This window comes from Cytobacillus dafuensis (assembly GCF_007995155.1).
Classification (GTDB): Bacteria; Bacillota; Bacilli; order Bacillales; family Cytobacillaceae; genus Cytobacillus; species Cytobacillus dafuensis.
Map to the genome: position 1 here is coordinate 4767296 of NZ_CP042593.1, position 25861 is coordinate 4793156.

The following is a 25861-nucleotide window of genomic DNA, read 5'->3' on the forward strand; positions in this document are numbered from 1 at the left end:
TTAGATTATAAGGAAACAGCTTTTTTGGTATCCTCTTCTTTGGAATGCCGCTTAAAGCGAAAATAGAAGAAACCAGATAATCCTACTGAGATCATACCAAATATAACGACCATTATTTGCAGACCTACGAGATCTAATAAGAATCCTGTACCTAGAAGAACCACTTGGAACATAACCCTTTCTAACATATTACGGAAAGAAAAGAAGCGCCCGTGATATTCTTTTGGCATTCTTGTTTGAAAGATCGTTGCAGCCGTCGGAAAAAAGCATCCCAATGAAAAGCCAACAATCGCGAATGCAGCAACAGCTACAATTTTCATTTCGACAAAGAACAATGAAATTTGTGCAAATCCGACAATCAACGAAAAGAAAAACATAATGCTATACGGAGACCAGCGATCACTTATTTTCTTCACAACAAAAGCACCTAGCATAAAGGAAATTCCTTCTGCCGCATAAATAATCCCCTTGATCATTTGATCATCATGAATCTCACTTATATTGATCACCATGAGGTTAAAACCACCTAAAAATAGCAGAGGAATCAGTGTCAGGATAAGTGTCATCAATACAATCGGCAGCCCTTTAATGACAGGCAGTACATCCTTAAAACTCCCTTTTGATTTTTGTTTGACCGTATTCTTCTGTTCTGTTGGTTCATCAATTTTTAAAAATAATGTAAAGACGAATAATAGAAAATAAGCGATAAAAGAAGATAGGTATAGCATAAACAGAGACATCACTACAAGTAAGATGCCAGCTAGAGACGTACCTAGGATCCTGGCAACCGTCGCCACATTCATGTGTACACCATTCATTCTTAATAAGTTTTTTCCCTCGACAATTAAAGGAATCGCTGCCTGCAGTGCTGGAAAATAGAAAGCCGCCGCCATTTGAATGGAAATAACAAAGGCAACAAGCCATATAACGGAATCCATATACAAAGCAATAAACATAAATATAACACTAACCATTCTGCCAAGACCTGCATAAATCATGACAGTCTTTTTTCGTTTTTGATCTGTAATTCTCCCCGCAAGTGGCCCGACTGCAATCCCAGCTAATAATCCAATCGCAAGGATGACAGATTTCATGAAATCCGAGGGTACCTTCTCCTGCATAAATTCTAAGTTTCCGATAATCCCCATCCATAATCCGAGTCCTGCAACAAGCTCCCCCGTTAAAATAATCCAAACATTTTTGTTAGTCCACATATTAATTTCCTTTCAAGATCCATTCGATAATCGAAATATATATGATTATATACCAAAAATTATTTGAATAATATAAATTACTAGGAAACTCTTACAATTTATTTCAGCAAAATTCGAGGGAGTGATTCGATTTGTTTTAAACTGTTCCCTTTGCTTCTTGTCTCTGTTCTTTAATCATTATTCCTCCAAGTAATCCGAGCATGGAGAATAAGACCGGAATGATGAAAGCGTATTGATAACCTACATAACTTGGTGCTGCATGAAAATGATCTAATACTTTTCCAAAAATTACAGGCAGCAGGACAGCACTTAAAAATCCACCCGTATTCGCAAACCCAGAAGCAAAACCAACCTCTTTTGTATCAAAAGATTGGCGTACAACTGCAAATGTTAAAGTATTTGCCCCATTACAATACCCTATGATAAAGAAAAGAATGATAAGCATGAAAAATGGCGGTTTTCCGCCAAACATAAGAAAAGCAACCCAGCATAAAAAAGTTACGAAATGTACAGCAGTATACGGCTTTTTGATTGAATTCATGCGGTTTGCCATCCAATTTGTTATTGGAGCACCAAGAAGGGCTCCAATAAGACCAACCATAATGAGCTGACTTGCATCTGATCGTGCCATTCCATACACATGCATTCCATACGGGACTGCCCATGAGCCAATAAATCCTACATATGTTCCGACTACTCCAAAGTGGCAAAAAAATGTAGCCCACGCTTGGCGGTTCGAAAGAATACGTCGTAATAACGTGAGCGTTTTTTCCCGTTTTTGCTCTGCTTTTGGTGATGATTCCTTTTTATCTGTTTTATTGGGAAACATTTTCTTTGGTTTGACAACGAGAACAAAATAAAGGGCGATGCCGCTAAGACATAGAATAATTCCTACTGCTAGAAAAGGTATTCTCCATCCCCATAAGGTGATCCAAGCTGAAAAGGGAACCGTCGCCAACAAGAATCCAAAGCTTCCTGCCATTCCCGCTATGCCAATTAATCCAACGAATTCATTCCCTTTAAACCAAAGGCTTAATATTAATACTAAATTAACCCAAATAGCAGCATCTCCAATTCCCACTAATAATCTGGCAATAAGCAGCACTTCTTCACCCGTTGCCAGACTATAAATAAGCGTTCCGACTCCATTTAAAATCGTCCCTAAAATAAGAAAAAGATTGGGGCCAAAACGATCTGACAATAACCCAATCGGTATTTGTAAGCTAGCATATGCCAAAAATTGAATACTTGTCAGTAATCCAATGGTCGATGCTGTCATATTAAAATCTTTCATCAATTGATCTGTAATAAGTCCAGGCGCTGTTCGTTGACTAACGATTAAAAAATAGGTAAACAATACCGTTGCAAAAACAACCCATCTATATCTACTATTTTGCTTTTCCACTGATCTCTACTCCTATTAGTCATATTCAATTTTATATTATACGCTAGATTTTTTAGATATGAATTTAGATTTCAAATGAGGGCGCTTACATTTCAAAAAAATTTTTTCCAGTTAAACAATCATGAATATCTACTCTCAACCTTGAATTGTAAAATGTCGTCGGACTCATTTCTACATAGAAAAAAGAAGAAAAAATCACCTGTACAAGATGATTTCTTCTTCTCCTTTTATATGGTCTATATCAAAAAAATTCGAAAATTAAATTTATATTTTAAACTTGCTAATTAACATTTGCATATCTTCTGCCAGTTTGGACAGTGTTTGGGCGGATGATGATATTTCTTCCATAGAAGCAAGCTGTTCTTCTGTTGATGCTGCGACATTTTGTGAATGCTCGGAAGCATCGGCTGAAATTCGGGTAATGCTGGAAACAGTTGCCGTAACTTCCTGAATACTTGCAGATACCTGTTCTGCTGTTGCGGCCATATCACGAATCTTATCTGCGAGCTGCTCCATAAAGTGAAGGATCTCTTTAAAGCTGCCTTCTGTCTGTTCGACTATTTTCAGCCCGCCCTTCACATCCTCTGTTACCTGCTTGACTGATTTATTCGAATGCACCATATCCTGTTGAATTTCAACGATTAAGCTTGAAATATGGGATGAGGATTTTTGAGATTGTTCTGCCAATTTCCGCACCTCATCTGCCACAACCGCAAATCCTTTCCCATGTTCACCTGCTCTTGCAGCTTCAATAGCTGCATTTAACGCCAGCAAGTTCGTCTGCTCTGCAATATCAGAAATGACACTCGTAATTTCACCAATTTCCTTTGAACGCTTATCTAATAATTGAATGATCTCTCCACTTTCTTTAACAGAATGGCTAATTGCATGGATTTGTTGAACCGTGCTCGCCACATATTCTCCACCACTTTTCGCTTTTTCTGTTGCCTGAAAGCTTGCTTCTGAAATGGAAGAAGCTGCTTCAGCAATAGCTTGTACTCCACTACTAACTTCCTCTAGTGCAGTTGCACTTTCTTGTACACTAGCTGTCGCATGCTCGGCACCATGAGCTACTTGTTGAATGGTCTCTGTTATCGTTTCGATGGCCTTATTTGTTTGCTCTGCACTTGCTGTTAATTCATCGGAAGAAGAAGAAACTTGCTCCGAAGCGTTGTTTACTTCGTTTATCATATTCCTAAGATTATCAGACATTCGGTTAAAACTTATCGAGAGATTACTTATTTCATCACCTGTTTGATCACTAATTTTCTTCGTGAAATCCCCATCTCCCGCTAATTCAAGAGCGGATGATATATTATTTAATCTCTTTACTATTCTTCTTGAAAACCAATAAATAACAAGGCTCGACAAGATAATCACGATACCTAGGATGGTTAAAACCTCCATTAAAACATCGGATATAATCCTTTCGATAATGCTCTGAGAAGCACCAACATAAAAGATACCGATAATTTCATCATTCCCATTTTTAATAGGCATATAGGCTGTTTGATATATATTTCCTGCAGCATTTGCTTCACCATAATAGTATTCACCTTTTTTAAGAACAACATCTGACACTTCCTGGGAAACTTGTGTTCCAACGGCTCGATTTCCGTCTTTTATCACATTTGTCGATACACGTGTATCCCCTTGAAATATCGTAACAGTATCCCCTGTATCCTTAGCAATTTCATCTACAATTTCTTCATTTCCATTCATGAGAGCAGTTCCTTTATAAAGCTGGTTACCTTTAATGGACCATTCCCCAGGATATTTTTCATCTATGTATCTATAGGCAAGAGCTACATCACCTTTTGCCTTTTCAACAGCTAATTCTTCTATTCCATTCTCAATTTCCTTATTTACGACAACTACTATAATCGCTGATAAAGAGAGAATAACAAACAAAACTATTAAATTAATCTTCATCCCTAATTTTAATTTGATCTTCAAAGTAATCACCTATTTTTCATAGTTTTGGAAATAATATTACATACTATCTTTCACTACAAGAGTCTTCTTAACTCCCACCTTTCTTTCATAACCATTCACTAATTTCCCTATTTATTAACTAATTTTGCATTATTGGACCATTTAGTGAAATTATTACAAAATTCTACAATAAATACTTCTTTGTGACTATGATTTTTGATACTCTTTTATCTATATAAAAGTGGCAATAAAAGCAAAAAAGAAGCAAAATCACCACTAGCGGATCATTCTACTTCTCCTTTTAAACCATAATATCGACATATTTCGAAGAGTGCAGCAACCCCTTAACAAGTAAAATCAAGAATGAAAACCTAAATAACATTTTTTAGCTATTAAGTTTAAACCTCTATCTCTAGTACTCTGTCAAACATCTGCAATCGCTTCGGCATTGATATATAAAAGCCTTGAAGTAATGGGACTCCTAATCGTTTGGCGGTCAATAGATCCTCCTCTGTTTCAATGCCTTCCAACACTAATTTCACTTTTTTATCCGTGTATTCTAAAAATAGAGAAATTAAATCTTGTTTTTCCTTTGAGCTTGATAACCCTTTTGACTTTGTGTGATCCAGCTTAACAAAATCAGGGGAAAGGTTTTCAATGATATGAAAGGAAGCCTTTGAAACAGGTAAATCATCAAAAGCGATATGAAAACCTAATGATTTTATGAAAGTTAAACGATTTAGAAATTCCCTTTGCTCCCATATGCTTTCCATGACAACATTTTCATTAATTTCAAAAACAATTTGCCCCTCGATCATCGGATAATGTATTAGGAGGTTATGGATAAAGCTTTTAAATTCATTATGTAAAATCGTGGTCGGCAAAATATTTATAAATAATGAATAATGTCCAAAATATTCTTTAGGGAATTCTTTGATAGCATTAGAAATACAAGCTATATCTAGCTCATATAACAATCCGTCAATTTGTGCTTGTTGAAAAACAATAAGTGGATTTATTCGTGGTGTCGTTCTCATTAAGGCTTCATAGGCAAAAACTGAATCATTACTAGAATTAGTAAGTGGTTGATATTCACTGAACAGGGAATTATCCCTGATCAGTGACGGTATATTTGGCTCTATTTTGCACCCTTCTTCCTTCATTATCTCTTTTTACTCTGCAGATTAAAAAGCTAGCAAATTTATCCCGTATTAACGGGCAGTAAGACCCCCACCTCAAGATTGAGAGAGAAGCGACGAAGATAGGTGGGGGACAACTGCTCGTAAAAGCCCGACGACGGACACGATGTCCTAGTCAGGCGAAAGCCACAGGACGTGGCGTTTTGAGCGTGATTGGTTCAACTAACCATTAGTAGGGATGGAAAAACCCCCCACTGATGGAAGTTTCACTTTATAAAATCCTTTTCATTCTGCGTGCCACACTAATAGAACTTCTGTTCATTTTTACACCGATTTCTGTAAAAGTTAGGCCTTTACTTCGCAGTTGTAGTAGGAATTGATCTTCTTTTGTTGTCCATGCCTTGTAGGCTTTCTTTTTGACAACATCATTTTCCTTTAGTCTCTCCTCCTGAACCCAATCAGGCTCAGGTAATAAAACCTTTGAATCAATATTCGAAAATTGAACTCTATTTTTATTTTCTTCTGCCCATTTCCAAAAGTCAGATGGATCTATGAAATAAAAACCTTTTGACTTTCTTGTTACCTTCTTCGTACAGGGCAGCCCATGCTTATCAACCCACCATTTAACTGTATTTCTATCTACCTTTACCAGCTTGGCGAGTTCTCCAATTGTAATCAATCCTGTGTGCAGCTTTGTATTCGATATTCCTAATCGATTCATTTTTACGATCACAGAGTGATAAGAGCGCTCCATTGTTTTTGCGATTGTCGTGATTTTATTGACACCAATTTGTTCTTTTAAATACTCAATTTCTTCTAAATTCCAAACCTTACTCAATTCTAGCTAGTCCTCCTTTTATGTTTAAAAAAAACAGAAAAAAGACTATTCTCTGAAAACATAGAATAGCCTAAGGTTTTTATAAACCAATCCAAAAATTGGGCAACCGGCTGTCGTAGTTTATAGGAAATTATACTCACTATAAACCCTTAGACCCTTGGCTTTGCGTCCTATTCTTTCGAATAGTTTGCCTTTACATATAGGACTTTTTCATTAATAACGTATTCATAATAAACTATACTCCTCCATAATTCAACAAAATTATCTAAAATTCAACATATGTTTAACATAAGACTGGTTAATCGTAAGTCTTTATGCCTATTTATATTTTTGTCATTCTATTATATTATTATAGTTATCGAAGCTAACTATTACCATCGATAACTATTTTATTTAAAAAGGGGGATTTCCCATGAAAGTGTATAGGGAATTTTTTCACCAGTTTATGCTATTATACCGGCCTTTTGAAAATAAACTTAATATTCAACTTGCCAAGCATCAGTTATACAGAGCTCAATGGTCAATTCTTTTTTACTTAGCCAATCACGGTTCTGCTACGCTTGTCGAGCTTTCCGATTTTCAGTACGTAGAGAAACCAACCATAACGAGAACGATGAATCGCTTGGAGGAACTGGGATATGTTGAACAAGTCCCCGGCAAAGACAAACGTGAAAAGAGAATGCAGCTTACAGACCTAGGGAGAGAAGTTTATGAGGATGTCCGTGTAACGATTGATCAATTTGAACAGAGCATTCTTAAAGGAATTACAGAGAAAGAGCAGTTTGAAGCAATCCGTATCATGAAGGATATCCGAAAAAATATTATAGAGTAAGGGGAAATAACTTTGACACACTCAAGACCGAAACTATGGACGAAGGATTTTATTGTTGTTTCCTCCGTCAACTTCTTTTTAACCTTAATTTTTTATTTATTAATGGTGACTATTGCTGTTTATGCAGTTAATGAATTTGATGCATCTACAAGCGAAGCTGGGCTTGTTACAGGGATATTTATTATCGGTACATTAATTGGACGGCTTGTGATTGGCCGGATGATTGATTCGATCGGCAGAAAGAGAACCTTATTTATTGGGCTGCTCTTTTTTATTGCGACGACGCTATTATATTTTGCTAATTTTGGGATCAGCTTTTTACTTTTCAATCGTTTTATACATGGAATTGCTCTTGGCATGGCTAGTACAGCGACAGGAACGATTGTAGCTCAGATTATCCCTGCCACACGTAAAGGCGAGGGTATCGGCTATTACAGCATGAGTGCATCACTGGCCACAGCAATCGGACCATTCATCGGGCTTTATATGAGCCAGCACACAACCTTCAAAATGATTTTTAGTTTCTGCGTGGCGTTAGGAGTCATTTGTTTTATTATCTCACTTTTCTTGAATGTTCCTAAATTGGATAGATCCGTCTCTACAGATGAAATAAAGGGTTTCAAGCTTTCCACTTTTATTGAGCCAAAGGCACTGCCCATCGCAATCATTACGCTCGTTATCGCCTTCTGTTACTCCAGCGTCCTTTCATTTATTAATTTTTATGCAATGGAAATCAATCTGGTAAATACAGCAAGCTTCTTCTTCATTGTATACTCAATCGCCGTGTTACTTTCGCGTCCGTTCACAGGGCGGATCATGGACTTAAAGGGTGCGAATTTCATTATGTATCCAGCCTTTATAATTTTTGGTGCTGGAATGCTACTTTTAAGTACAGCAAGCAACAGTCTCACATTATTATTAGCGGGTGCCCTTATTGGCTTAGGCTTCGGTAATATGCAATCATGCACCCAAGCAGTGGCCGTTAAATTGACCCCACCTCATCGAATGGGATTGGCCACGTCGACTTTCTTTATTTTTCTTGATGCAGGGCTTGGATTTGGCCCTTATTTACTTGGATTCGTCATCCCTATGACAGGTTACAGTACGCTGTATGTCATTATTGGCATTGTTGTTCTCATGACTACGATCCTTTACTACTTTATGCATGGCAAGAAAGAGCGAACAGCAAAGCCTGAGATTGACGCTTCTTCTGTTTGATTAGAAAAACTTGGCGTTCGCCAAGTCCTTTTTGGCGAATGCCTTAGTTTTACTTATGCGATCTTATTAGCAGATATTTAATTAAAAACACACTTCACTTTAGTACGTTAATAAACTTAAACTTTCCTATTAGCTAAGAAAAGGGATATCCTATTATCAGGATATCCCTTTTCTTATCAAGTACTATTAAATGATTAATCGAATTTGATTTCCCGATGGGTCAGTAGTGACAAAATAATCTCCCTCTTCATCTACTGGAGCACCTAATTGCTGCAGCTGTGCGAGCACCTGCTTTCTCGCTGCTTCATCAGGAAAAACAAGGGTGTACCAATTTAAACCGACACTATTTTTTGGCGGCGCTTGAACCCCAACTCCTTGCCAAGTGTTGATAGCAATATGGTGATGGTAATCTCCGGTAGAAAGAAATGCAGCTTGAGGATAGTAACTAACCGTCTGAAAGCCAAGCCCTTTTGTATAAAACTCTTCTGCTTTATGAAGATCTCCTACATGAAGATGAATATGCCCCATAATCGTATTAGTAGGCAGACCGGTCCATTCCGCATTACTTTCAGCAAGAATCCCTTCTCCATCAAGCTGTACGGTTGCCATGTCCACTAAACCGTTGTTCCACGTCCATTCATGAGAAGGGCGATCCCGATAGACTTCAATTCCATTACCGTCTGGATCGTTAAGATATAACGCTTCACTTACATAATGATCCGCTGCTCCAAATCGGTAACCGGTCTGAAGCAAATGCCGTAAAAATACAGCTAAATCCGCGCGAGATGGCAGTAAAATCGCAAAATGATACAAGCCTGCCGTACGCCCAGCTTTCGGAATAACATCAGCAGGCTGTTCAAGTGTTAAAATGCGGTTTTTCCCATCTGTCGTTAAAACTGCGGTTTGATCTTTTTTTTCCAAAACTTGAAAACCCATTATATTTTGATAAAAAGTAATAGCATTTTGTAAATCTTTTACTTTAATATTGACCTCACCAACGAAGACATTTGGTTTCTGATGAAATTTTTCCATTTTTACCCTACCTTTACTTAAAATTTTCATTCCTATTATTATTTATATCTTGGCTGTGTTATACTCACTTGTTGATTTCCGCTGCAGGCACTCGCTTTCCGCGGGCGGTCCGGAAGCCTCCTCGTCGCTATCGCTCCTGCGGGGTCTCCCTTTGACTCGCTTCTCCCGCAGGACGTTGAATAATCTTCCCCGAATAAACACCGCACGAAGGAAATGCGAATGCATTTTCGAGGATCTCGCGCCTTCCGCTCCAATCAACAACAAAATAGCATTATCAACACTGGGCTTTAGCACAGCCTAAATCTTAAAAAAATTCATTCAACATCGTGTTTTTATCTTGATTTAAATATATTTTAATTCGAGATAAATAAAATGTAAAGATTATTGAACTAATGAATATTTAAAGAACTTGATCCACAAAGATTTGAATAATTAGAGCAACTGTTACCATTCGCAGGATGGGTTTTATGATTTGTGGTTTTAGTTTTTTGGCAATACGTACACCTATTTGTGCACCTGTTAGGGAGCCAAGAAGAAGGGCAATGGTAAGGGGCCAGATAATTTTCCCAGTTGCGATATAGGTGATAGCTGCTCCAAAACAGCTTGAAAAAGTTGCAAGCCGAACCAATCCTACAGCTTGGATATAGGCAATATTCAAATAACCAAATAAATAGAGCATCAAGGTTCCTTGGCCAGGTCCAAAAAGTCCATCATATATCCCTATACCGAAGAGACCAGGCACACTGAATTTGTTCATTTTCAAAGGCTCTTCACCACTGAAATTACCCTTTCCACTAAAAGATGCGATGAACGCAAATATAAGAAGGATCATTGCGATGATCGACATATTCTCTGCAGATATTTTCGACGCAATATAGCCTCCGCTTATTCCACCTGAAAGACTAACAGGTATGATCCAAAATGACTCTTTAAGCGAGATTTCTTTTTTTCGATAAAGGTGATAGAAGCTTGAGAAGGAACTAATGGTATTCGATACTTTGTTCGCACCAATTGCAGAGTGGACAGGTATCCCCATAATCAGCATTGCTGGAAAGCTAATGAGCCCTCCTCCACCCGCCAGCGTGCCTAGCGTTGTCGCACAAACACCAATAATAAAAAGCAACACATATTCCATATTTTACACCCCCTTCTTAAAGTATAGAATTAATTGGTACATAAATAAATTTAATTGTTTTTATGAAAATTAATAAGAAAATCTTATCAACTTTCTGTGTACCATTAGAAAAACTTGGCGTTCGCCAAGTCCTTTTTGGTGAATGCCTTAGTTTTTCTTATGCGATCTTATTAGCAGATATTTAATTGAACTCACACTTTACTTTAGTACGTTAATAAACTTAAACTTTCTTATTAGCTAATGAAAAAAACTTGGCAAATGCCAAGTTTTTTAACTCTTTTGGTTTTGAAGCTCTTCTAATGCTTTTGGAAAATGGTCATTATAATCATTAAGGATGGATTTTGCTGTTTCACATTCTATTGAAAACAAGATCATTAAAATGGCAATCCTCGTGTCCCCATTCGCCTTCTTACTCATTTCCTTGGCCACTGCCTCATCCACACCTGTAACATCTTGAATGATGGAAATGGATCTTTGTCTCAGTTTTTCATTTGTGGCTTGAACATTTACCATTAAGTTTTTGTAGACCTTGCCCATCTTGATCATACTTGCAGTTGATATCATATTTAATACCATTTTTTGTGCAGTTCCCGCTTTTAAGCGTGTAGAACCTGTAACGACTTCAGGTCCAACTGGAATTTCAATTGGGTACTTGGATATTCTTGCTAAATTCGAACCTATATTGCATGAAATTCCTACCGTAGAAATGTTTTTTTCATTCGCTCTTTCAAGGGCTCCTAGTACAAAGGGAGTATTTCCACTAGAAGCTATGCCTATGACAATATCCTTTTGAGTCAATAGACGATCTACCTCAGCGATTCCCGCTTCTCGATTATCTTCAGCATTTTCAATTGGATAACGAACAGCTTTTTCTCCACCAGCAATAATACCGTTTACTAATTCATGAGATACCCCAAAGGTAGGCGGACATTCAGAAGCATCCAACACGCCAAGACGTCCACTCGTCCCCGCCCCAATATAAAACAGCTTGCCTCCACGCTTAAGGGCGTCTACTACAGCATCAATCGCATTACTTATTTGCGGCAATGCTTTTTCAACAACTTCTGGTACCTTTTTATCCTCCTGATTCATTAATTGGATAATTTCGAGAGTTGAAAATAGATGTAAATTCTCAGACTCCTTATTTTTCATTTCCGTTAAAGATGTAGGATTCATTTCATTCATATGTTCTGCCTCCATATTTGTTAAACATTCTTTAGGGCTCTTTCCCATGAATTATCTATGTTATGTCCGACTTCATCTGTTATGATTTCTCCATTTTGAAGAAGAGCACGGATATATGAACCTACTACAGGAGGATACTTAGGTGAAATAATCGGAATATGACAACCTTTTATCCTTATCGAGCGTTCAAATACCTCTTTAAAATAGGCTGAATGAAATAATCCTCCAGAAATGACTAATGGATATGCGTTCCCGTCTCGTTCACGACGAATAATGGAAACAACTAATTCTACTAAGCTATCTATAGCATGCTGAATGATTGCCTTAGCATTTGACTCTCCATGTTTAGCTAAAGAAATGACATGTTCGGCAATAGAAGCGATTAATTTCCTCGGGTAAGGATCTTCATATATAAAGGTTATGAGTTGTTCAGGGCTTTCTAAGCCAACCTGCTCTAAAATATAGCTTGTAAATGCCTCTTTTTTATCATCTCTTCCATCATGTGACCGGACGATCATTCTTAGTGCTTGATTTCCGATATCATAGCCACTGCCTTCATCGCCATATAGATAACCCCAGCCCCCTGAACGTACAGGCTTTCCCATACCATCTTTTACAAAGTAAGCAATCGAGCCTGTTCCTGCAATCAATACAATTCCATCTTTCGTTTTTGTACCTGCTGTTAAAGCTCCTGCCGCATCATTTTCTACGATGATCCGATTAGGCTGAAGCCCATATTCAAGTGTCCATTGCTCCCAGCGCTTTCGATCCTCTTCTCGATCGCCTCCAGCTGTCGATACAAATACACCTTTTATTTGGTGTATCCTCGTATTCTCCAGTTGAAGAAGTTGTTCTAACAACTCATGGATAACAGCTTTCACTTTTTCTTGCGGCCTTGACTTTAAGTTGGTGGAGGCACCTGTTGCAGAAGAAATGATATTACCATAGCAATCTCCAAGGATAGCGATCGTTTTCGTACCTCCACCATCAAAGCCTATAAATAAATCATTATTTAACGGCACCAGCTGTCAACCCTTCCATAAATTGCTTTGAAGCGATGAAGAATAGGATAATCATTGGAAGTGATGATAACGTCAAGCCGGCAAATAATGCTCCCCAGTCGGCTGAATACTCTCCAAATAGCTTCATCATCCCTACTGGAATCGTCTTTTTCATCTCATCTGAGATAAAAATCAAAGGGAAGAAGAAATCATTCCATGCAGAAATGAAGTTAATAATCATGACTGTCCCTAAGGCAGGACGCATTAATGGCAATACAACATTCCATAGAATACGAAGGTCACTTGCTCCATCAATCCGAGCCGCTTCTTCCAGCTCAGCTGGCATTGTTCGGAAGAAGCCTGTCAGGATTAAGATGGATAGAGGTATCCCTTGAGCTGTATACATCATAATCAAAGACCATAAGGAATTTGTTAAGCCAAGATCCTTCATTAATAAAAACAGGGGAACAATTCCTAGCTTGATAGGGATCATCATCCCCATTAAGAAAAAGAAGAACATAATATTATTCCACCAAAATGTATACCTAGCAATATAAAAAGCAGCTAATGATGTCGTGATCAGAATAAGCAAAACAGAAACAACACTTACAAACACACTATTATAGAAATAAGTCATAAATGGAATTTGATCCAAAAGGTTACGATACGTATCCAAGCTAAAGCTTTTTGGAAACGCGAGTGGACTCATAAATATTTCAGCACTCGGTTTAAAAGAGGAAAGAATCATTAGTATAATAGGATACAGACTAATAGAGGCAAATAAAAAGGCAATAATATAGTATATAGGTCTGGTCCAGATCGTATGTTTCACCTTATTTCCCCCTTACATCTCTATCTCTTTTTTCTTCATCATTTTCAATAAAATAGCCGTAAATGTTGATATAAAGATAAATAATACAACCGCTAAAGCAGACCCAAGTCCGATTGCCGTGGAATCTCCAGAGGATCCTCCAAAGGCAAGTCTATAGAAATAGACTGCTAGTGTATCCGTTGAACGATAAGGCTCCCCCTGTGATCCTTGCATCGCATAAACCAATTCAAAGGCTTCAAATGATTGAATAAATGTTAGCACGGTGATAATCATGATGGATGGAACCATTAGAGGCAGCAAGATTTTTGTTAACATCTTAAGGCCATTCGCCCCGTCTAATCTTGCGGCTTCGATCAATTCTTTCGGAATCGATTGAAAGCCAGCGAGAAAAATTAATACAGAAAAGCCAAGCCCAAACCAACAATTCACCAATATAATAGCCATAAGTGCAGTCTTTGGATTCCCCAGCCATGCTTCTTGAAGAGACTCTAGCCCAAATTTTCCTAAAAGCACATTTAAAGCTCCAAAGTTGGGATTAAAGATAAGCTTCCATAAAAATCCTACTACAATAACAGACAACAGTCTTGGCAGGAAATAAGCGATCTTAAAAAACTCTGCTCCTCGAATTTTTTGATAAATAATGAATGCAAGGAGGAAGGCTAATCCATTCTGAACCACCATTTGCACAACAAAGTACAAAACATTATGCGAAAAGGCCTTCCAAAACATGCTGCTGAATGGTTCGAGGGTAAAAAGATCTTTATAATTATCAAACCCGATAAAGGCCCCTCTTTTTATTCCCTTCCAATCAAAAAAACTGTAGGAAAGGGCCGCAAGTAAAGGATAAACAATAAATAAACCATATATTACGAGGGCGGGAATAGGGAAAAGATGGATATTCCATCTTTTCCACTTCCTTTGCTTAATCTGCTTTATCGTTTCTGTGTTTAACTCTGTCTGCATATTCACCGCCACCTTACTTTTTATTGAAACGGCTTAAACCAAGTTTCTGCATTTTCTTGAACCTTCCCTGCAACTCCTTCTGGTGTTTGCTGGCCAAGGTACATGCCTTGGAGCTCAAGTTCTAATGTTGCCTTAGAAGTAGGGTTTCCTCCAGCAAAATAGACAACCATCATATACGGAGTAGAAATCTTAGTAACAGCTTCACTTAAACTATTGACTAATTCGTCGTCTGATTTAACTTCAGGATTCGCACTAATCATTTTAAATTCTTTTGTAAATAGTTCGCCAAATTCCTTTGTCGTTAAAAATTGGAGGAATTTCTTTGCTTCCTCTTTATGCTTGGAATTTGCGTTTACCGCAAATGATCCATCTGCCCAAGCCGTAATCGTTGCATCTTTTCCAACTGCAGAAGGCATTGGGAAAAAGCCAAGCTCTAAATCAGGGTTCATTTTCCGCAATACTTCAATTTCCCAGCTTCCCATTGGGAACATCGCTGCTTTACCAGTAAAGAATAATGTACGGATATCTTCCATCCCAAGTCCTTCATAGTTATCAGGGAAGTATGCTTTTAGCTCATCCATCGCTTTAATAGAGTTAACGAATTCAGCACTCTTAAAGTCTGTCTCACCATTTGTGATTTTCTCTACGAAGTCATTTCCGCCATAATGTGCAGGTCCGATAATTCCGTGTGCAGCTGATAATAACCAGCCTTCTTTCGTTCCTAATGCAATTGGGATAATGCCTTCTTTTTTAATTTTTTCATTTAATGCGATGAATTCATCCCATGTTTTTGGCACTTCTAAGCCTAAACCACTAAAAATCTTTTTATTATAGAACATTTGAGTCGTACTCATATTTAAAGGGACGCCATATTGCTTTCCATCTGATCCTTTTGAAGCTGCTAGAGCTGTTTCAGGAAATGCATCTAAGCCCTCTAATCCATCTAATGGCTCAATATAGCCTGCATCTGCTAATGCAATACCAGGTGCATATGGACGCAGATGGAAAATATCTGGACCTTCACCACTTTGTAGCGCTGTGTTTAGAATCGTGTTATATTCTGTGTTTTTCGAAGGCTTGAATTCAACCTTAATGTCTGGATATTGCTTATTAAATGCCTCGATTACCTTAGCATAGCCAGCTGTATCCTCTGTTCTCCAGCTTCCAATGGATAAAGTTACTTTTTCCTTTGTTCCTTCATCTGTTTTTTCTGGTTTCTCAGAGCTGCCAGTATCTTTAGAGCATGCTGAAGCAAAAATTAATAGAAAAGAAAATAAACCAAACAACCAAATTTTTCTCGCTTTTTTCATAACAATTAACCTCCTTTAAAAAATTTTATATATATTTACCTCCACAAAGTGAAGACCAACTATCAGCAACGATCACCCATGGATGATAGTTGAGCTTATATCACGCCTACTGTAAATGTAGTTTCCAAATTAGCTAGGATCACTCTACAGTGGATTTGCGATATACGCGGAGTAAATGAACGAATGAAGCTGCTTTCTAATCTTTTTTATCGCTGTTTCCCTGCCGAAATGCACTGCATTTGTCAGAAATACGACGGCTAACTTTTCCGATGGGCTCATCCATACACTTGTGCCTGTAAACCCTGTGTGCCCAAAGGATCCAATTGGCCAAAGCTCCCCGATTGAGAGTGAATCTCCAGCTCCACTCCACACCTCAAAGCCGAGACCCCGATTATTTTGTCTATGTGTAGCGGCTTCTCTTAAAAAGTCTTGCGGAATTAAATCCTGCTCTACTGGATAAAGCCATTTGGATGCAAATATAGCCACATCTTTAGCAGTAGAGAATACTCCTGCACTTCCACTCACCCCACTCAGCTGAAAAGCCTTTTCATCATGGACATCCCCTTGAATGTAGTAATCTTTATACCATTCTGTCGATGCAGCTAGCTGCTTTTTTTCATCAGGTAATAGAAAAGTAGTATCGTATAAACCCCATGGCTCAAAAATATTCTCTTTTGTAAAAACATTCAGCTGCTGGCCAGAAGCTTTTTCAATCACTTTTCCTAATAGAATCATGCCTAAATCACTATATAATGCTGTGGTTCCTGGTGTATTGACTAGGTTTGTATCCAATATCTCTTTCATGACATCTCTCTGCGTATTTCGATCATGAAAAGGAAGATCAGCAGGAAGTCCTGATATATGCTGTAATAAATGGTTGATGGTTATATCTTTATTTTTGAATGCTGGTAAAAAAGAATGAATAGAGCTCTCTAATTCTATCTCTTTCTTAGAAGCCAGCAATAATATTGATGGAAGCGTTGCCATTACTTTCGTTAAGGACGCAACATCAAAAATCGTATCTTGATTGATTAACTGCTTTTGATTATTTTTATCTAAAAATGACCCAAACGATTGAAAAAATTTCGTTTCTTTATTCTTAGAAATATACAGAACTGCGCCAGGAATATGCCTATCTTCAACAAGTTGATGCAAGTAATTTCTAACCATTTTGTTTAGATATCCGCACGGCTTTACGGGTTCTTTCCAATGCACGGATATTCCGATCTTGATTTGATTTCGTCACGCCTAGAAATAAAATATCTATGACATTTAACTGGGCAATTCGCGAGCTCGTAGCCCCACTTCGAACATTTCTTTCTAAAGATGTCGTATTTAGCTTTACATCCGCCAAGGAAGATAGAGGATTATCCCCTGATTTGGTCAAGGTAATAATACTTGCACCATTTTCCTTTGCCACCTTAACTGATTCAATTACATCTTTTGTTTGACCACTATAGGAGATGCCAAAAGCAACATCCTGCTCGGAAAGGTTTGCAGAAACCGTCAATTGTGTATCCCCATCAAAAGCAGCCTCACACCAACGGTTAATACGGGTTAATTTTTGTTTAAAATCCTGCGCTATGATCGCTGAAGCACCAATTCCATACACAGCCACCTGTCGAGCATTCGAAATAAGCAAAACCGCTTTTTCCAGATCTTCCTCTGAAAGGACAAGAAGTGTATTTTGGATTGATTGTATATTGTTTTGCGAGACAGACTGAATAAAGGATTTCATCGAATCATCGCTTGGAATATCATCATACAAGCTATTTGTATTTTCAGATTTTGCCAGTTCATAAGCTATTCTTAACTTCAGCTCTTGAAAGCCCTTACATTTTAACGACTTTGATAATCGTATAATAGTAGCCTCACTTACCTTTGCTTTTTCTGCTAATTTCTGAACAGATAGATTTACCACTTTATCAGGATATTTTAGGATATATTCTGCTGCTTTTTTCTCTGTTGGTTTAAAGGTATGAATGCTTTCCTCGATAAAGTTAATTTCAGTGCTCATAAAAACATCACCATTCTCTGAAATTTCTTAATTCACATTATATAAAATAAAATTTCAAAAAACAATAATATTATGAAACTTTATTTCAACAAAAAATGCACTTTAGTAGGTTGATATATTCCATTTAAGTCGAAAAAACAGGGGGTTTTTGAGTTTTGTGAAGGTAAACTGATTTTTCTTTGGAGTGGGAGAAGTAATACTTCTCTTTGATGACCGCTTGCCGCCTTTTCTGGGTTCGTGGCTTCTTTCCGCCTTAATGTGGACACAGGGCTTCGCTTTTTCCCGTTTCGTGCCTTCTTCCCGCCTCAATGTGGACACAGGGCTTCGCTTTTTCCTGTTTCGTGGCTTCTTTCCGCCTCAATGTGGACACAGAGCTTCGCTTTTTCCTATTTCGTGGCTTCTTTCCACCTCAATGTGGACACAGAGCTTCGCTTTTTCCTATTTCGTGGCTTCTTTCCGCCTCAATGTGGACACAGAGCTTCGCTTTTTCCTATTTCGTGGCTTCTTTCCGCCTCAATGTGGACACGGGGGTGCACTTTTTGCAGTTCAGTGACTTCTTTCAGCTCCTTAGGATAGAAAATCACATTTTATACGATTTCATGCCTACAATAAGAACAATCAAGACTACTTGTACATTTGTATAGTTACTATTAACTAATCAGGTTTAGCTTGAAAGAAAATATAAAAAGATGGTCTACCAAATCCTATAAGATTAAGGTTCTGCGAAAGAATTCTTTGAAGTGTTCTCTTCGTCCTAATTCCTTTACACCATTCGTAAATCGTATTAGTAGTGATTTTTTTATCGGGAAAAAGCATACTAAATTCCCTCACACTTCGTAAAATTGCAGCTGGGACATCTTCTTTATTACCACACTTTTTACATTCCAATATTTCTTCTTTCGCGTCGATATCATCCATTAATGTGTTGCAGCCACCACAGCTAATCCCCTTTTCAAGCTGGTCATAGCAATAATCTGGCAGCCGTGTATAAGGTGAGTCTTTTAATTTAATAGAGACTAAATGTTTTGCGAGTTTTTGGTGTCTATCTTTTAAGTTAGTTGATTTCTTGTTTAATTTGTCCATAAAGCGGTTTAACTGTGATGGGAAAATAATTGAAGGATTTAGGGGAGCCTGATACAAGAAGAACTCGGGGTTAATAAAAATAAGATTAGCTTCGACCGATATTTTATATCCAAAATCTTGAAGTAATCGTCGGAATAAGGACTCACTTCGCTTAAGCTGAAGTAACGGATTTTTTATCTCATTTCCCGATAATGTGCACCACCTATCGCCATCCCTATAAAAATCACCTTCATAGTTTTTTATTTCTAAAAGGTAAACCACATCTGAAGTGATTAGCAATGAATCAATTTGGAAAATGGTATTATTGCTTTCTAGCAATAAATCATTTAGAATCAATCCTTCATTTGAAAAATTCGTCTCAAACCATTTATCAAACTGCTGCTCCCCTTTAAATCCCTTTTCTAAGTTCAAAAAATTACTTCTTTCCTTTTCTGATAAACTCATTCGTATACTTAATGATCTCAAAAGCATTAATTCTGCTGATTCAGAGCGCGTTTTTATGATCATATTACACTTCCCCTCTAACTTATTTCTCTCACTGACTATCAACTATTCTTCAATAGGAACTAAAAAGTCTATCCCTCCATATTTTTTGATCATCTTCTCCGTGTACTCCTCAAAGGACAAATGAAAATTGTCTGAGGGATTGCCGAATTGTATCGTAAATCTCCCACCTTTAAAGGTAGCTAAAAAGCTTTTCTCTTGATCAATTTCGTCCGCTGTAAATTCAGTTTTGTATTTTTCTATTTCAGCAGCAGTGATTTCAACTGAGGACTTTTTACTGCATACAAAATAGATGCCATAGCATCATCTCCTTTACATAATAGAAAAAAATGTCGAATATTAATTTTTTTATGAATGAAAAAGCGTGAATCCTGAGCGAATTGAAGTGATTTCAAACAGAGGGAGTTAACCAATCCAAGGATAAGAACGATTTTATTAAATGAAGAGGTTACTTATGAAGATTGCATTACAATGGTTGATTTTTTAAGAGTGGGGTTTGAAAATTGTAAAAAAGTGGGGGACATTTGCCTTAATTTTAATTCTATTTACAAAATTGTCAAGCCGAAACCTTTAGCAGGAATTATTGGTAATAAACCAATTCCAGTTAAAGTAGTCTAGTTACAATGCGCAAAAAGAGCCAATCCATTTCTAAGATTGACTCTAAACAAGTTCATTCACTTAAAGGCATTTCAAAGATTTTCCGAATATCCTCTTCCGTTAGAGCAGGTCCGTTAGTATTTGAATCAATGATCTCTTCAATTAAATCTCGCTTTTTCTCTTGCAGCTCGTTCATTTTTTCTTCAATCGTCCCTCGTGCGACAAGCTTGATGACCTGGACAATCTTTGTTTGCCCAATACGGTGGGCACGGTCGGCCGCTTGCTCCTCCACTGCAGGATTCCACCAAAGGTCATACAGAATCACGGTGTCGGCGCCCGTTAGATTGAGTCCTGTTCCGCCTGCTTTCAAGGAGATGAGAAATAGATTGCGTTCGCCTGCATTAAATCGATTGGTGATTTTTACTCTTTCTTCTGAAGGTGTTTGGCCGTCTAAGTAGAAGAAAGGAAGCCTTTGATGCGCTAATTCTCTCCCGATGATTTGAAGCATTTTTGTAAACTGTGAAAAAATCAGTACCCTTCTGCCAGAATGCATGGATTCCTCGATTATTTTCATCAGCTGTTCAAATTTCGCTGAGCTGCCTTTATAGCCATCTACAAATAGAGCGGGATGACAGCAAATCTGACGTAGCCGGGTCAACCCTGCAAGGATTCTTATGCGATTTTTCCGTATGGTTTCCTTGTCGAGATGCTTCAATGTTTCGTGCCGCAGCTTTGCCAAATAGGCAGCATACAGCTTTTTCTGCTCAGGAAGCAGCTCCACCGAATCGACCATCTCAATTTTTTCAGGAAGCTCCGCTAGGACATCTTCTTTTAATCTCCGAAGTAAAAACGGACGAATCCTTTTTGAAATGGTCCCCCTTGTAAGATGGCTGTATTCCTTTAACCCCATGAATAACTCAGGAAACACAACGTGAAAAATGGACCACAGTTCCTCCAACGAATTTTCTACTGGTGTGCCAGTAAGAGCAAAGCGATGATCAGCCTGAATCCTCTTTACCGCTCTTGCGGTTTGTGTAATAGGATTTTTAAAGGCCTGTGCTTCATCAAAAAACACGGTGTGAAAAATTTGTTTTTCATACCACTTGATATCCCTTCGTAACAACGGATAGGATGTAATGACGACGTCTATATCCGAAACATTCTTTTGTAGATTCACTCTCTCTGTTTTATGGCCATCGATCACAACAGCTTGTACATCTGGGGCAAACTTCATGAATTCACTAAGCCAGTTATAGATCAAGGAGGATGGACAAGCAATCAGGACAGGCTGCTTCTTTTTTCGAATATTAGATAGCTCTGATAGAATAAATGTAATGCTCTGCAGCGTTTTTCCAAGTCCCATATCGTCTGCGAGAATGCCTCCGAATTGAAAGCTTGCGAGTGTCTTCATCCATTTATAGCCATGTTTTTGATAGTCGCGCAATATCGGTTCTACACTCTTTGGCACTTCGATTTTTAAGCTGTCTGGATTGAGGATATTTTCCAAGAACTGATGAAATGATTCTTCTAATGTAAATACACTGCTTTCGTCGGCAGAATCAAGAAGGCGAAGTCCCTGAACAATCGGCATATTCAAGCCGCTTTCTAAATCCTCATTCTGAGTCGGAATGGCATGAAGGAAACGTTGAATTTCTTCAAATTCTCTTGCCTCCAGCGAGAGCAGTGAACCGTCCCGCAGCCGATAATATTTCCGTTTTTCCTCAAGAGCCATTAAAACTTCACGTATCTGCTTCTCAGGAATGCCATCCATTTCAAATTTGAATTCCAGCCAATTCGTCCGTTCCTTCTTGACCTTCACGCGAATCTGAGGACGGGTATTCTCTCGAAAAATTCGATTTCTTACTGCTGTCGTTGCATAGATTTGTACAAGCTTCTGCAGCTTTGGAACAACATGGTACAAAAACTCATACTCCAGTTCTTCATTATGCAAAAAATAGCCGCCCTCTGTTTTAGCAAATGAGCTATCCTCCATAAGCTGCAGGATTGTATTCTCCTTTGCTTCATCCCTTATTAACGCTGCTTCTTTCTGGATATTCCGGTCCTCTAGTGGATTTATGACAATATTTTCATAGTGAAACTCCAATCCAGCAAGCAGGCGATTTTTTACACGGTCCAAATATAGCTTGACTATCAGCGGAATCTGCATAAGCTGATTCGTTATAGATGGAGAGATTTGGACTTCGCCAAGTCTCCTCAAACCTGGTACCACTTTTTCCATAAAAAATTCGAGTTGCTCCTTGAGGATCGGAATTTGATTCGTTCCGGAAAGCTCTAGCATTTGCTTTAGTTCCGATAGACGCACGCAGTCCTCCTTTTCTAGCCGGATTAATTTCCCCCTAGATAAAACAGACTGATAGGAATTCAATACGAGTAATCGATGAAGTCCATTAATTTTTAGTTGATAATTGCCTCTCTCCGTCTTTGTAAAAGAAAAATGTAAAGGAGGCAATTCTTCCGATAAGAGAATCCCTTCATATGTTTCTCCGTCATATTCTAGCTTTACCAATGGGGCTTTTACTAGCAACGGCAAGAGCCTTTCCCAGGAAGAAGGTGGAATGAGCAGCATACGATTACTGCAGTCGAATTGATCCTGGAGTGAGTCAACAAACACTTCCTCATCATGAACGACTTGGATGAGCTGCTGAATAACAGCATCGGTTTCCATTTGAAAGCAGTGAAGGCTTGAATCGTAAGTTAGTGATTGGGAGATTAAGCTCGGATTTCCTCCTTTTATTTGCTCAAGGAAATCACGGATAGGCTGCACATGGGTCGAACCAATCTTCATTTCAATCCCGAACATGAATTGCCCTTTTCCAATCGAGACGGGTTTACACGTAAATTCCACATCAAGCACTTTCCTGTTTTCAAAATGATGCTGATGACTGCTTGAACGGATAGGCTGATGATTGAAAAGAGACAGAAGCCCTTCTGTCAACGCTTGATTTGTTGTAGAGTCAGACGAAAATTCTCTTTGAACTATAGGAGCTGTATCTTGTTGTTGATGCTCATAAATCGCCAGTAAAGCGGCGGCAATATGCTGACAATCCGTTTTAACAGAGGCGAGCGTAGGACAGCTGCAAGCAGTAAGGAGACTGCCGTTCTCATCCTTTTCAATTGTGACATAAAAAGCTTCCATTCCTCTAACTGTCGCCTCACACCGGGCAGGACTGTAATATTCTAATATAACTTTATTAGCGCGATAAAAAGAGTCCCCTCTTTTGAAGGAGACTGTGCCACACATTTCTTTAATGATTTTATGATTTATTTCAGCATTCAATGGACTAGCTCCTTCCTAGGGACATCTCCCTTGTGCTTAGGAAAAAATGAATTAGTATGACTGTCCGTTAATCTGCAATAAATATTGTTATCACGATTGTATCATACACGCAAATGGCTTTTCACTCATCAGGGATGGGGTTTTCACTCCTAACTAATTTAATAATGTGAAACTTCCATCAGTGGGGGGGTTCTTTCATCCCCACTGATGGTTAGTTGCGGCCCACAGGAAGTGGGTCACGCAGACGTTGCCACACGATGTGGCGCTTTTAGTCTGTGTTCATTTTACGGAACTTTACGGGCAGTTGATCCCCACTTAGGTTTCTTTGATTCTCTCGCAAACTTGAAGTAGGGTCTTACTGCCCGTTAATCTGCGATAAAGCAGAAAATTAGTTATAAGAAGATTAGAGGATTATTATATATTCATGAAGAAAATCTAATAAACTATATTTATAAAATGATTATGAAGGAGATGATGACTTTGAAAAAATATGTACTGCCATTGCTCATTTTGATTATGGGCTTACTTTATATTTTTATTATTCCGTCTGAGCCGGTTTCCATTAAGATCCTTTTTAAGTTAATCCCGATGTGGTTAATTATCTTCTATGCATTCCGACAATTTCCCACTCAAGCAAAGAGTACTCATTGGATTCTATTTTTAGGCTTGATATTCTGTATGTTTGGCGACTTCTTGATTCAGTGGTGGTTTGTCTATGGTTTAGCTGCTTTTCTTATTGGTCACCTCTTTTATTTGACTGGATTTTTCAAGAACTGGAGCTTTTCTATCATTCGGTTTGCAATGATTATACCAATCGCTGTTTACGCGTTTATTTTTAGTAAAAGATTGTTAGCCTCAATCATTCAAGATGGTAATAGCGAATTATTTTTTCCTGTCCTTGCTTATGTGATCATTATTTCTTTAATGGCTTGGTCTGCTATTATGACTGGTGATAAATGGGCCATGATAGGCAGTATTTTGTTTGTAATATCTGATTCCATATTATCATGGAACATGTTCGTATCCGATATTCCGTACTCAAATGCACTTATTATGTCCACATATTACACGGCTCAGTTTTTTATCGCCTCTAGCATTCGAACACTTTCGAGCAAAGACACACTATCTTCTACTAAATATGGAGTAGTTAAAAGCTGATAAACAAAGAGGGCCATTTTTACTCCCGTCTATACGAAAAATAACTAGAGGCAGGTTCCTAAGGATACCTGCCTCTTTTCTACTTTTTTCCCTGCTGGGCAGCGATTAGCTTTAATACTTCGTCTTTTCCAGGTGCAGCTTGAATGGCTCCTTTAACTGTAGCAGTCAAAGCCCCACTAGCATTGGCAAAGGTAAGTAAGCGCTGATGATTTTCTTTGATCTTTTGACATAGATTATGGATTGTTATATTAAGTGACAGTAATTCTGATAAAAATCCACCGATAAAGGCATCGCCTGCACCTGTTGTATCCGCAACACTTACTGTAAATCCTTTATCTTCATATTTTTCGCCGTTTTTGAAGAAAATAATGGCCCCCTCACTCCCCTTTGTATAGATAACGATTTTGACATGGCCAACAAAAAGAGATTGGATGGCTTCATTTTCATTCTCGATTTCTGTTATGAAGGTTAATTCAGCATCAGACACTTTCACAATATCAGCTAGTGGCAAGAATTGGTGTATGGCTAGTCTGCAACTTTCTGCATCGGGCCATAAAGGAAGCCGCACATTCGGATCGAAGCTTACGATTCCACCTATGTTCCGAAAATCATCAATTACTTTTTTATGGGTGTGTTTCATTGGACTTTCAATTAAATCCACTGAGCAAAAATGAAGAAAATCCCCTTCCTGAAACGACTTTGAACTCACCTCATCCGCTGAAAGCAACAAATCGGCAGCATTTTTTCGATAAAAATGAAAGGTTCTTTCTCCAAATTGATCGACAGAAACAAAGGCTAAACCCGTTTCACCCTCATCACTTCGGATAATTTGCGAAGTGTCTACATTGCTTTCTTTAAGCACATCGATTAAATAATCCCCAAAATGATCATTCGCTATTTTTGTCAGCATCACCGATTTGCCGCCATATTTTGCAATCGCAATGGCGACATTCATCGGCGCTCCGCCAGCCACACGCTCAAAACCATCCACTTCTTTCAATGATTTTCCCTTTTGAACAGGGATGAAATCGATTAATGCTTCTCCTATGCAAAAAGCCCTTTTCAATGCGTTCACCTCAAATCTTGGAACAAGTATCTTCATATATTGCCAATATATCAAAATAGAGATCTTCAGCATTCACATTCCGAAAACCAATCTATATCC

General features: G+C 38.2%; 20 protein-coding genes and 1 riboswitch. Of the genes, 3 read left to right on the forward strand and 17 right to left on the reverse strand.

What is annotated here, in order from left to right; all coding sequences use genetic code 11:
* Positions 1-5: 5 nt before the first annotated feature.
* The 5 genes from FSZ17_RS22585 to FSZ17_RS22605 form a co-directional block, all read right to left on the reverse strand.
* Positions 6-1214, reverse strand: coding sequence for an MFS transporter (locus FSZ17_RS22585; protein ID WP_057772609.1), 1209 nt, complete (start codon positions 1212-1214; stop codon positions 6-8).
* A 136-nt stretch (positions 1215-1350) separates the two neighbouring features.
* The gene (locus FSZ17_RS22590) at positions 1351-2619 is read right to left on the reverse strand and encodes an MFS transporter (RefSeq protein WP_057772607.1); all 1269 of its coding nucleotides are present in this window, start codon (positions 2617-2619) and stop codon (positions 1351-1353) included.
* Between the two features lie 264 nt (positions 2620-2883).
* Positions 2884-4575 carry a methyl-accepting chemotaxis protein gene (locus FSZ17_RS22595; RefSeq protein WP_407643418.1) on the reverse strand — a complete coding sequence of 564 codons (1692 nt, stop codon included), beginning with the start codon at positions 4573-4575 and terminating at the stop codon, positions 2884-2886.
* Between the two features lie 377 nt (positions 4576-4952).
* Positions 4953-5717, reverse strand: coding sequence for an EAL domain-containing protein (locus tag FSZ17_RS22600; protein WP_057772605.1), 765 nt, complete (start codon positions 5715-5717; stop codon positions 4953-4955).
* Between the two features lie 247 nt (positions 5718-5964).
* Positions 5965-6531: a helix-turn-helix domain-containing protein gene (locus FSZ17_RS22605; protein WP_057772603.1), complete on the reverse strand. Its 567-nt coding sequence runs from the start codon at positions 6529-6531 to the stop codon at positions 5965-5967.
* A 98-nt stretch (positions 6532-6629) separates the two neighbouring features.
* Positions 6630-6733, reverse strand: a riboswitch (cyclic di-GMP riboswitch).
* Positions 6734-6943: 210 nt separating this feature from the next.
* On the opposite strand from FSZ17_RS22605, the gene FSZ17_RS22610 reads away from it, so the two are divergent.
* Together FSZ17_RS22610 and FSZ17_RS22615 are read left to right on the forward strand one after the other, a co-directional pair.
* Positions 6944-7363: a MarR family winged helix-turn-helix transcriptional regulator gene (locus FSZ17_RS22610; RefSeq protein WP_057772600.1), complete on the forward strand. Its 420-nt coding sequence runs from the start codon at positions 6944-6946 to the stop codon at positions 7361-7363.
* Between the two features lie 12 nt (positions 7364-7375).
* On the forward strand, positions 7376-8581 hold the full coding sequence (locus FSZ17_RS22615; RefSeq protein ID WP_057772598.1) for an MFS transporter: 1206 nt from the start codon (positions 7376-7378) through the stop codon (positions 8579-8581).
* A gap of 186 nt (positions 8582-8767) precedes the next feature.
* Here FSZ17_RS22615 and FSZ17_RS22620 read toward each other — a convergent pair whose 3' ends face one another.
* From FSZ17_RS22620 to FSZ17_RS22675, 11 genes are all read right to left on the reverse strand, one after another.
* Complete coding sequence (locus tag FSZ17_RS22620; protein ID WP_057772597.1) at positions 8768-9613, reverse strand: VOC family protein; 846 nt, start codon at positions 9611-9613, stop codon at positions 8768-8770.
* A gap of 400 nt (positions 9614-10013) precedes the next feature.
* On the reverse strand, positions 10014-10748 hold the full coding sequence (locus FSZ17_RS22630; RefSeq protein ID WP_057772595.1) for a sulfite exporter TauE/SafE family protein: 735 nt from the start codon (positions 10746-10748) through the stop codon (positions 10014-10016).
* A gap of 270 nt (positions 10749-11018) precedes the next feature.
* Positions 11019-11933: an N-acetylmuramic acid 6-phosphate etherase gene (gene murQ / locus FSZ17_RS22635; RefSeq protein WP_057772593.1), complete on the reverse strand. Its 915-nt coding sequence runs from the start codon at positions 11931-11933 to the stop codon at positions 11019-11021.
* 20 nt (positions 11934-11953) lie between these two features.
* Positions 11954-12955: an N-acetylglucosamine kinase gene (locus FSZ17_RS22640; protein WP_057772590.1), complete on the reverse strand. Its 1002-nt coding sequence runs from the start codon at positions 12953-12955 to the stop codon at positions 11954-11956.
* Positions 12942-13766, reverse strand: a complete 825-nt coding sequence (locus FSZ17_RS22645) for a carbohydrate ABC transporter permease (protein ID WP_057772589.1) — start codon at positions 13764-13766, stop codon at positions 12942-12944. Before FSZ17_RS22645 ends, FSZ17_RS22640 begins: the two co-directional genes overlap by 14 nt.
* Positions 13767-13778: 12 nt before the next feature.
* Positions 13779-14729, reverse strand: coding sequence for a carbohydrate ABC transporter permease (locus FSZ17_RS22650; RefSeq protein ID WP_057772587.1), 951 nt, complete (start codon positions 14727-14729; stop codon positions 13779-13781).
* Between the two features lie 20 nt (positions 14730-14749).
* On the reverse strand, positions 14750-16039 hold the full coding sequence (locus FSZ17_RS22655; RefSeq protein ID WP_057772585.1) for an ABC transporter substrate-binding protein: 1290 nt from the start codon (positions 16037-16039) through the stop codon (positions 14750-14752).
* Positions 16040-16183: 144 nt separating this feature from the next.
* A complete protein-coding gene (locus tag FSZ17_RS22660; protein WP_057772582.1) occupies positions 16184-17209 on the reverse strand; it encodes a serine hydrolase domain-containing protein in 1026 nt (341 codons plus the stop codon).
* Positions 17202-18056: a MurR/RpiR family transcriptional regulator gene (locus FSZ17_RS22665; RefSeq protein WP_057772580.1), complete on the reverse strand. Its 855-nt coding sequence runs from the start codon at positions 18054-18056 to the stop codon at positions 17202-17204. Before FSZ17_RS22665 ends, FSZ17_RS22660 begins: the two co-directional genes overlap by 8 nt.
* Positions 18057-18710: 654 nt before the next feature.
* Positions 18711-19646, reverse strand: coding sequence for a nuclease-related domain-containing protein (locus tag FSZ17_RS22670; RefSeq protein ID WP_057772578.1), 936 nt, complete (start codon positions 19644-19646; stop codon positions 18711-18713).
* Between the two features lie 667 nt (positions 19647-20313).
* Complete coding sequence (locus FSZ17_RS22675; RefSeq protein ID WP_057772577.1) at positions 20314-23538, reverse strand: DEAD/DEAH box helicase; 3225 nt, start codon at positions 23536-23538, stop codon at positions 20314-20316.
* 474 nt (positions 23539-24012) lie between these two features.
* On the opposite strand from FSZ17_RS22675, the gene FSZ17_RS22680 reads away from it, so the two are divergent.
* Positions 24013-24696 (forward strand): lysoplasmalogenase, encoded by a 684-nt coding sequence (locus tag FSZ17_RS22680; RefSeq protein WP_082625266.1) that lies wholly within the window; start codon positions 24013-24015, stop codon positions 24694-24696.
* 79 nt (positions 24697-24775) lie between these two features.
* Here FSZ17_RS22680 and FSZ17_RS22685 read toward each other — a convergent pair whose 3' ends face one another.
* On the reverse strand, positions 24776-25762 hold the full coding sequence (locus tag FSZ17_RS22685) for a carbohydrate kinase family protein (protein ID WP_057772573.1): 987 nt from the start codon (positions 25760-25762) through the stop codon (positions 24776-24778).
* Positions 25763-25861 lie beyond the last annotated feature (99 nt).

Bases quoted from the DNA above. Each gene is read 5' to 3' on its own strand.
- FSZ17_RS22585 (WP_057772609.1), bottom strand. From the start codon at position 1,214: ATGTGGACTAACAAAAATGTTTGGATTATTTTAACGGGGGAGCTTGTT.
- FSZ17_RS22600 (WP_057772605.1), bottom strand. From the start codon at position 5,717: ATGAAGGAAGAAGGGTGCAAAATAGAGCCAAATATACCGTCACTGATC.
- FSZ17_RS22610 (WP_057772600.1), top strand. From the start codon at position 6,944: ATGAAAGTGTATAGGGAATTTTTTCACCAGTTTATGCTATTATACCGG.
- FSZ17_RS22620 (WP_057772597.1), bottom strand. From the start codon at position 9,613: ATGGAAAAATTTCATCAGAAACCAAATGTCTTCGTTGGTGAGGTCAAT.
- FSZ17_RS22630 (WP_057772595.1), bottom strand. From the start codon at position 10,748: ATGGAATATGTGTTGCTTTTTATTATTGGTGTTTGTGCGACAACGCTA.
- murQ (WP_057772593.1), bottom strand. From the start codon at position 11,933: ATGAATGAAATGAATCCTACATCTTTAACGGAAATGAAAAATAAGGAG.
- FSZ17_RS22650 (WP_057772587.1), bottom strand. From the start codon at position 14,729: ATGCAGACAGAGTTAAACACAGAAACGATAAAGCAGATTAAGCAAAGG.
- FSZ17_RS22655 (WP_057772585.1), bottom strand. From the start codon at position 16,039: ATGAAAAAAGCGAGAAAAATTTGGTTGTTTGGTTTATTTTCTTTTCTA.
- FSZ17_RS22660 (WP_057772582.1), bottom strand. From the start codon at position 17,209: ATGGTTAGAAATTACTTGCATCAACTTGTTGAAGATAGGCATATTCCT.
- FSZ17_RS22665 (WP_057772580.1), bottom strand. From the start codon at position 18,056: ATGAGCACTGAAATTAACTTTATCGAGGAAAGCATTCATACCTTTAAA.
- FSZ17_RS22670 (WP_057772578.1), bottom strand. From the start codon at position 19,646: ATGATCATAAAAACGCGCTCTGAATCAGCAGAATTAATGCTTTTGAGA.
- FSZ17_RS22680 (WP_082625266.1), top strand. From the start codon at position 24,013: ATGACTTTGAAAAAATATGTACTGCCATTGCTCATTTTGATTATGGGC.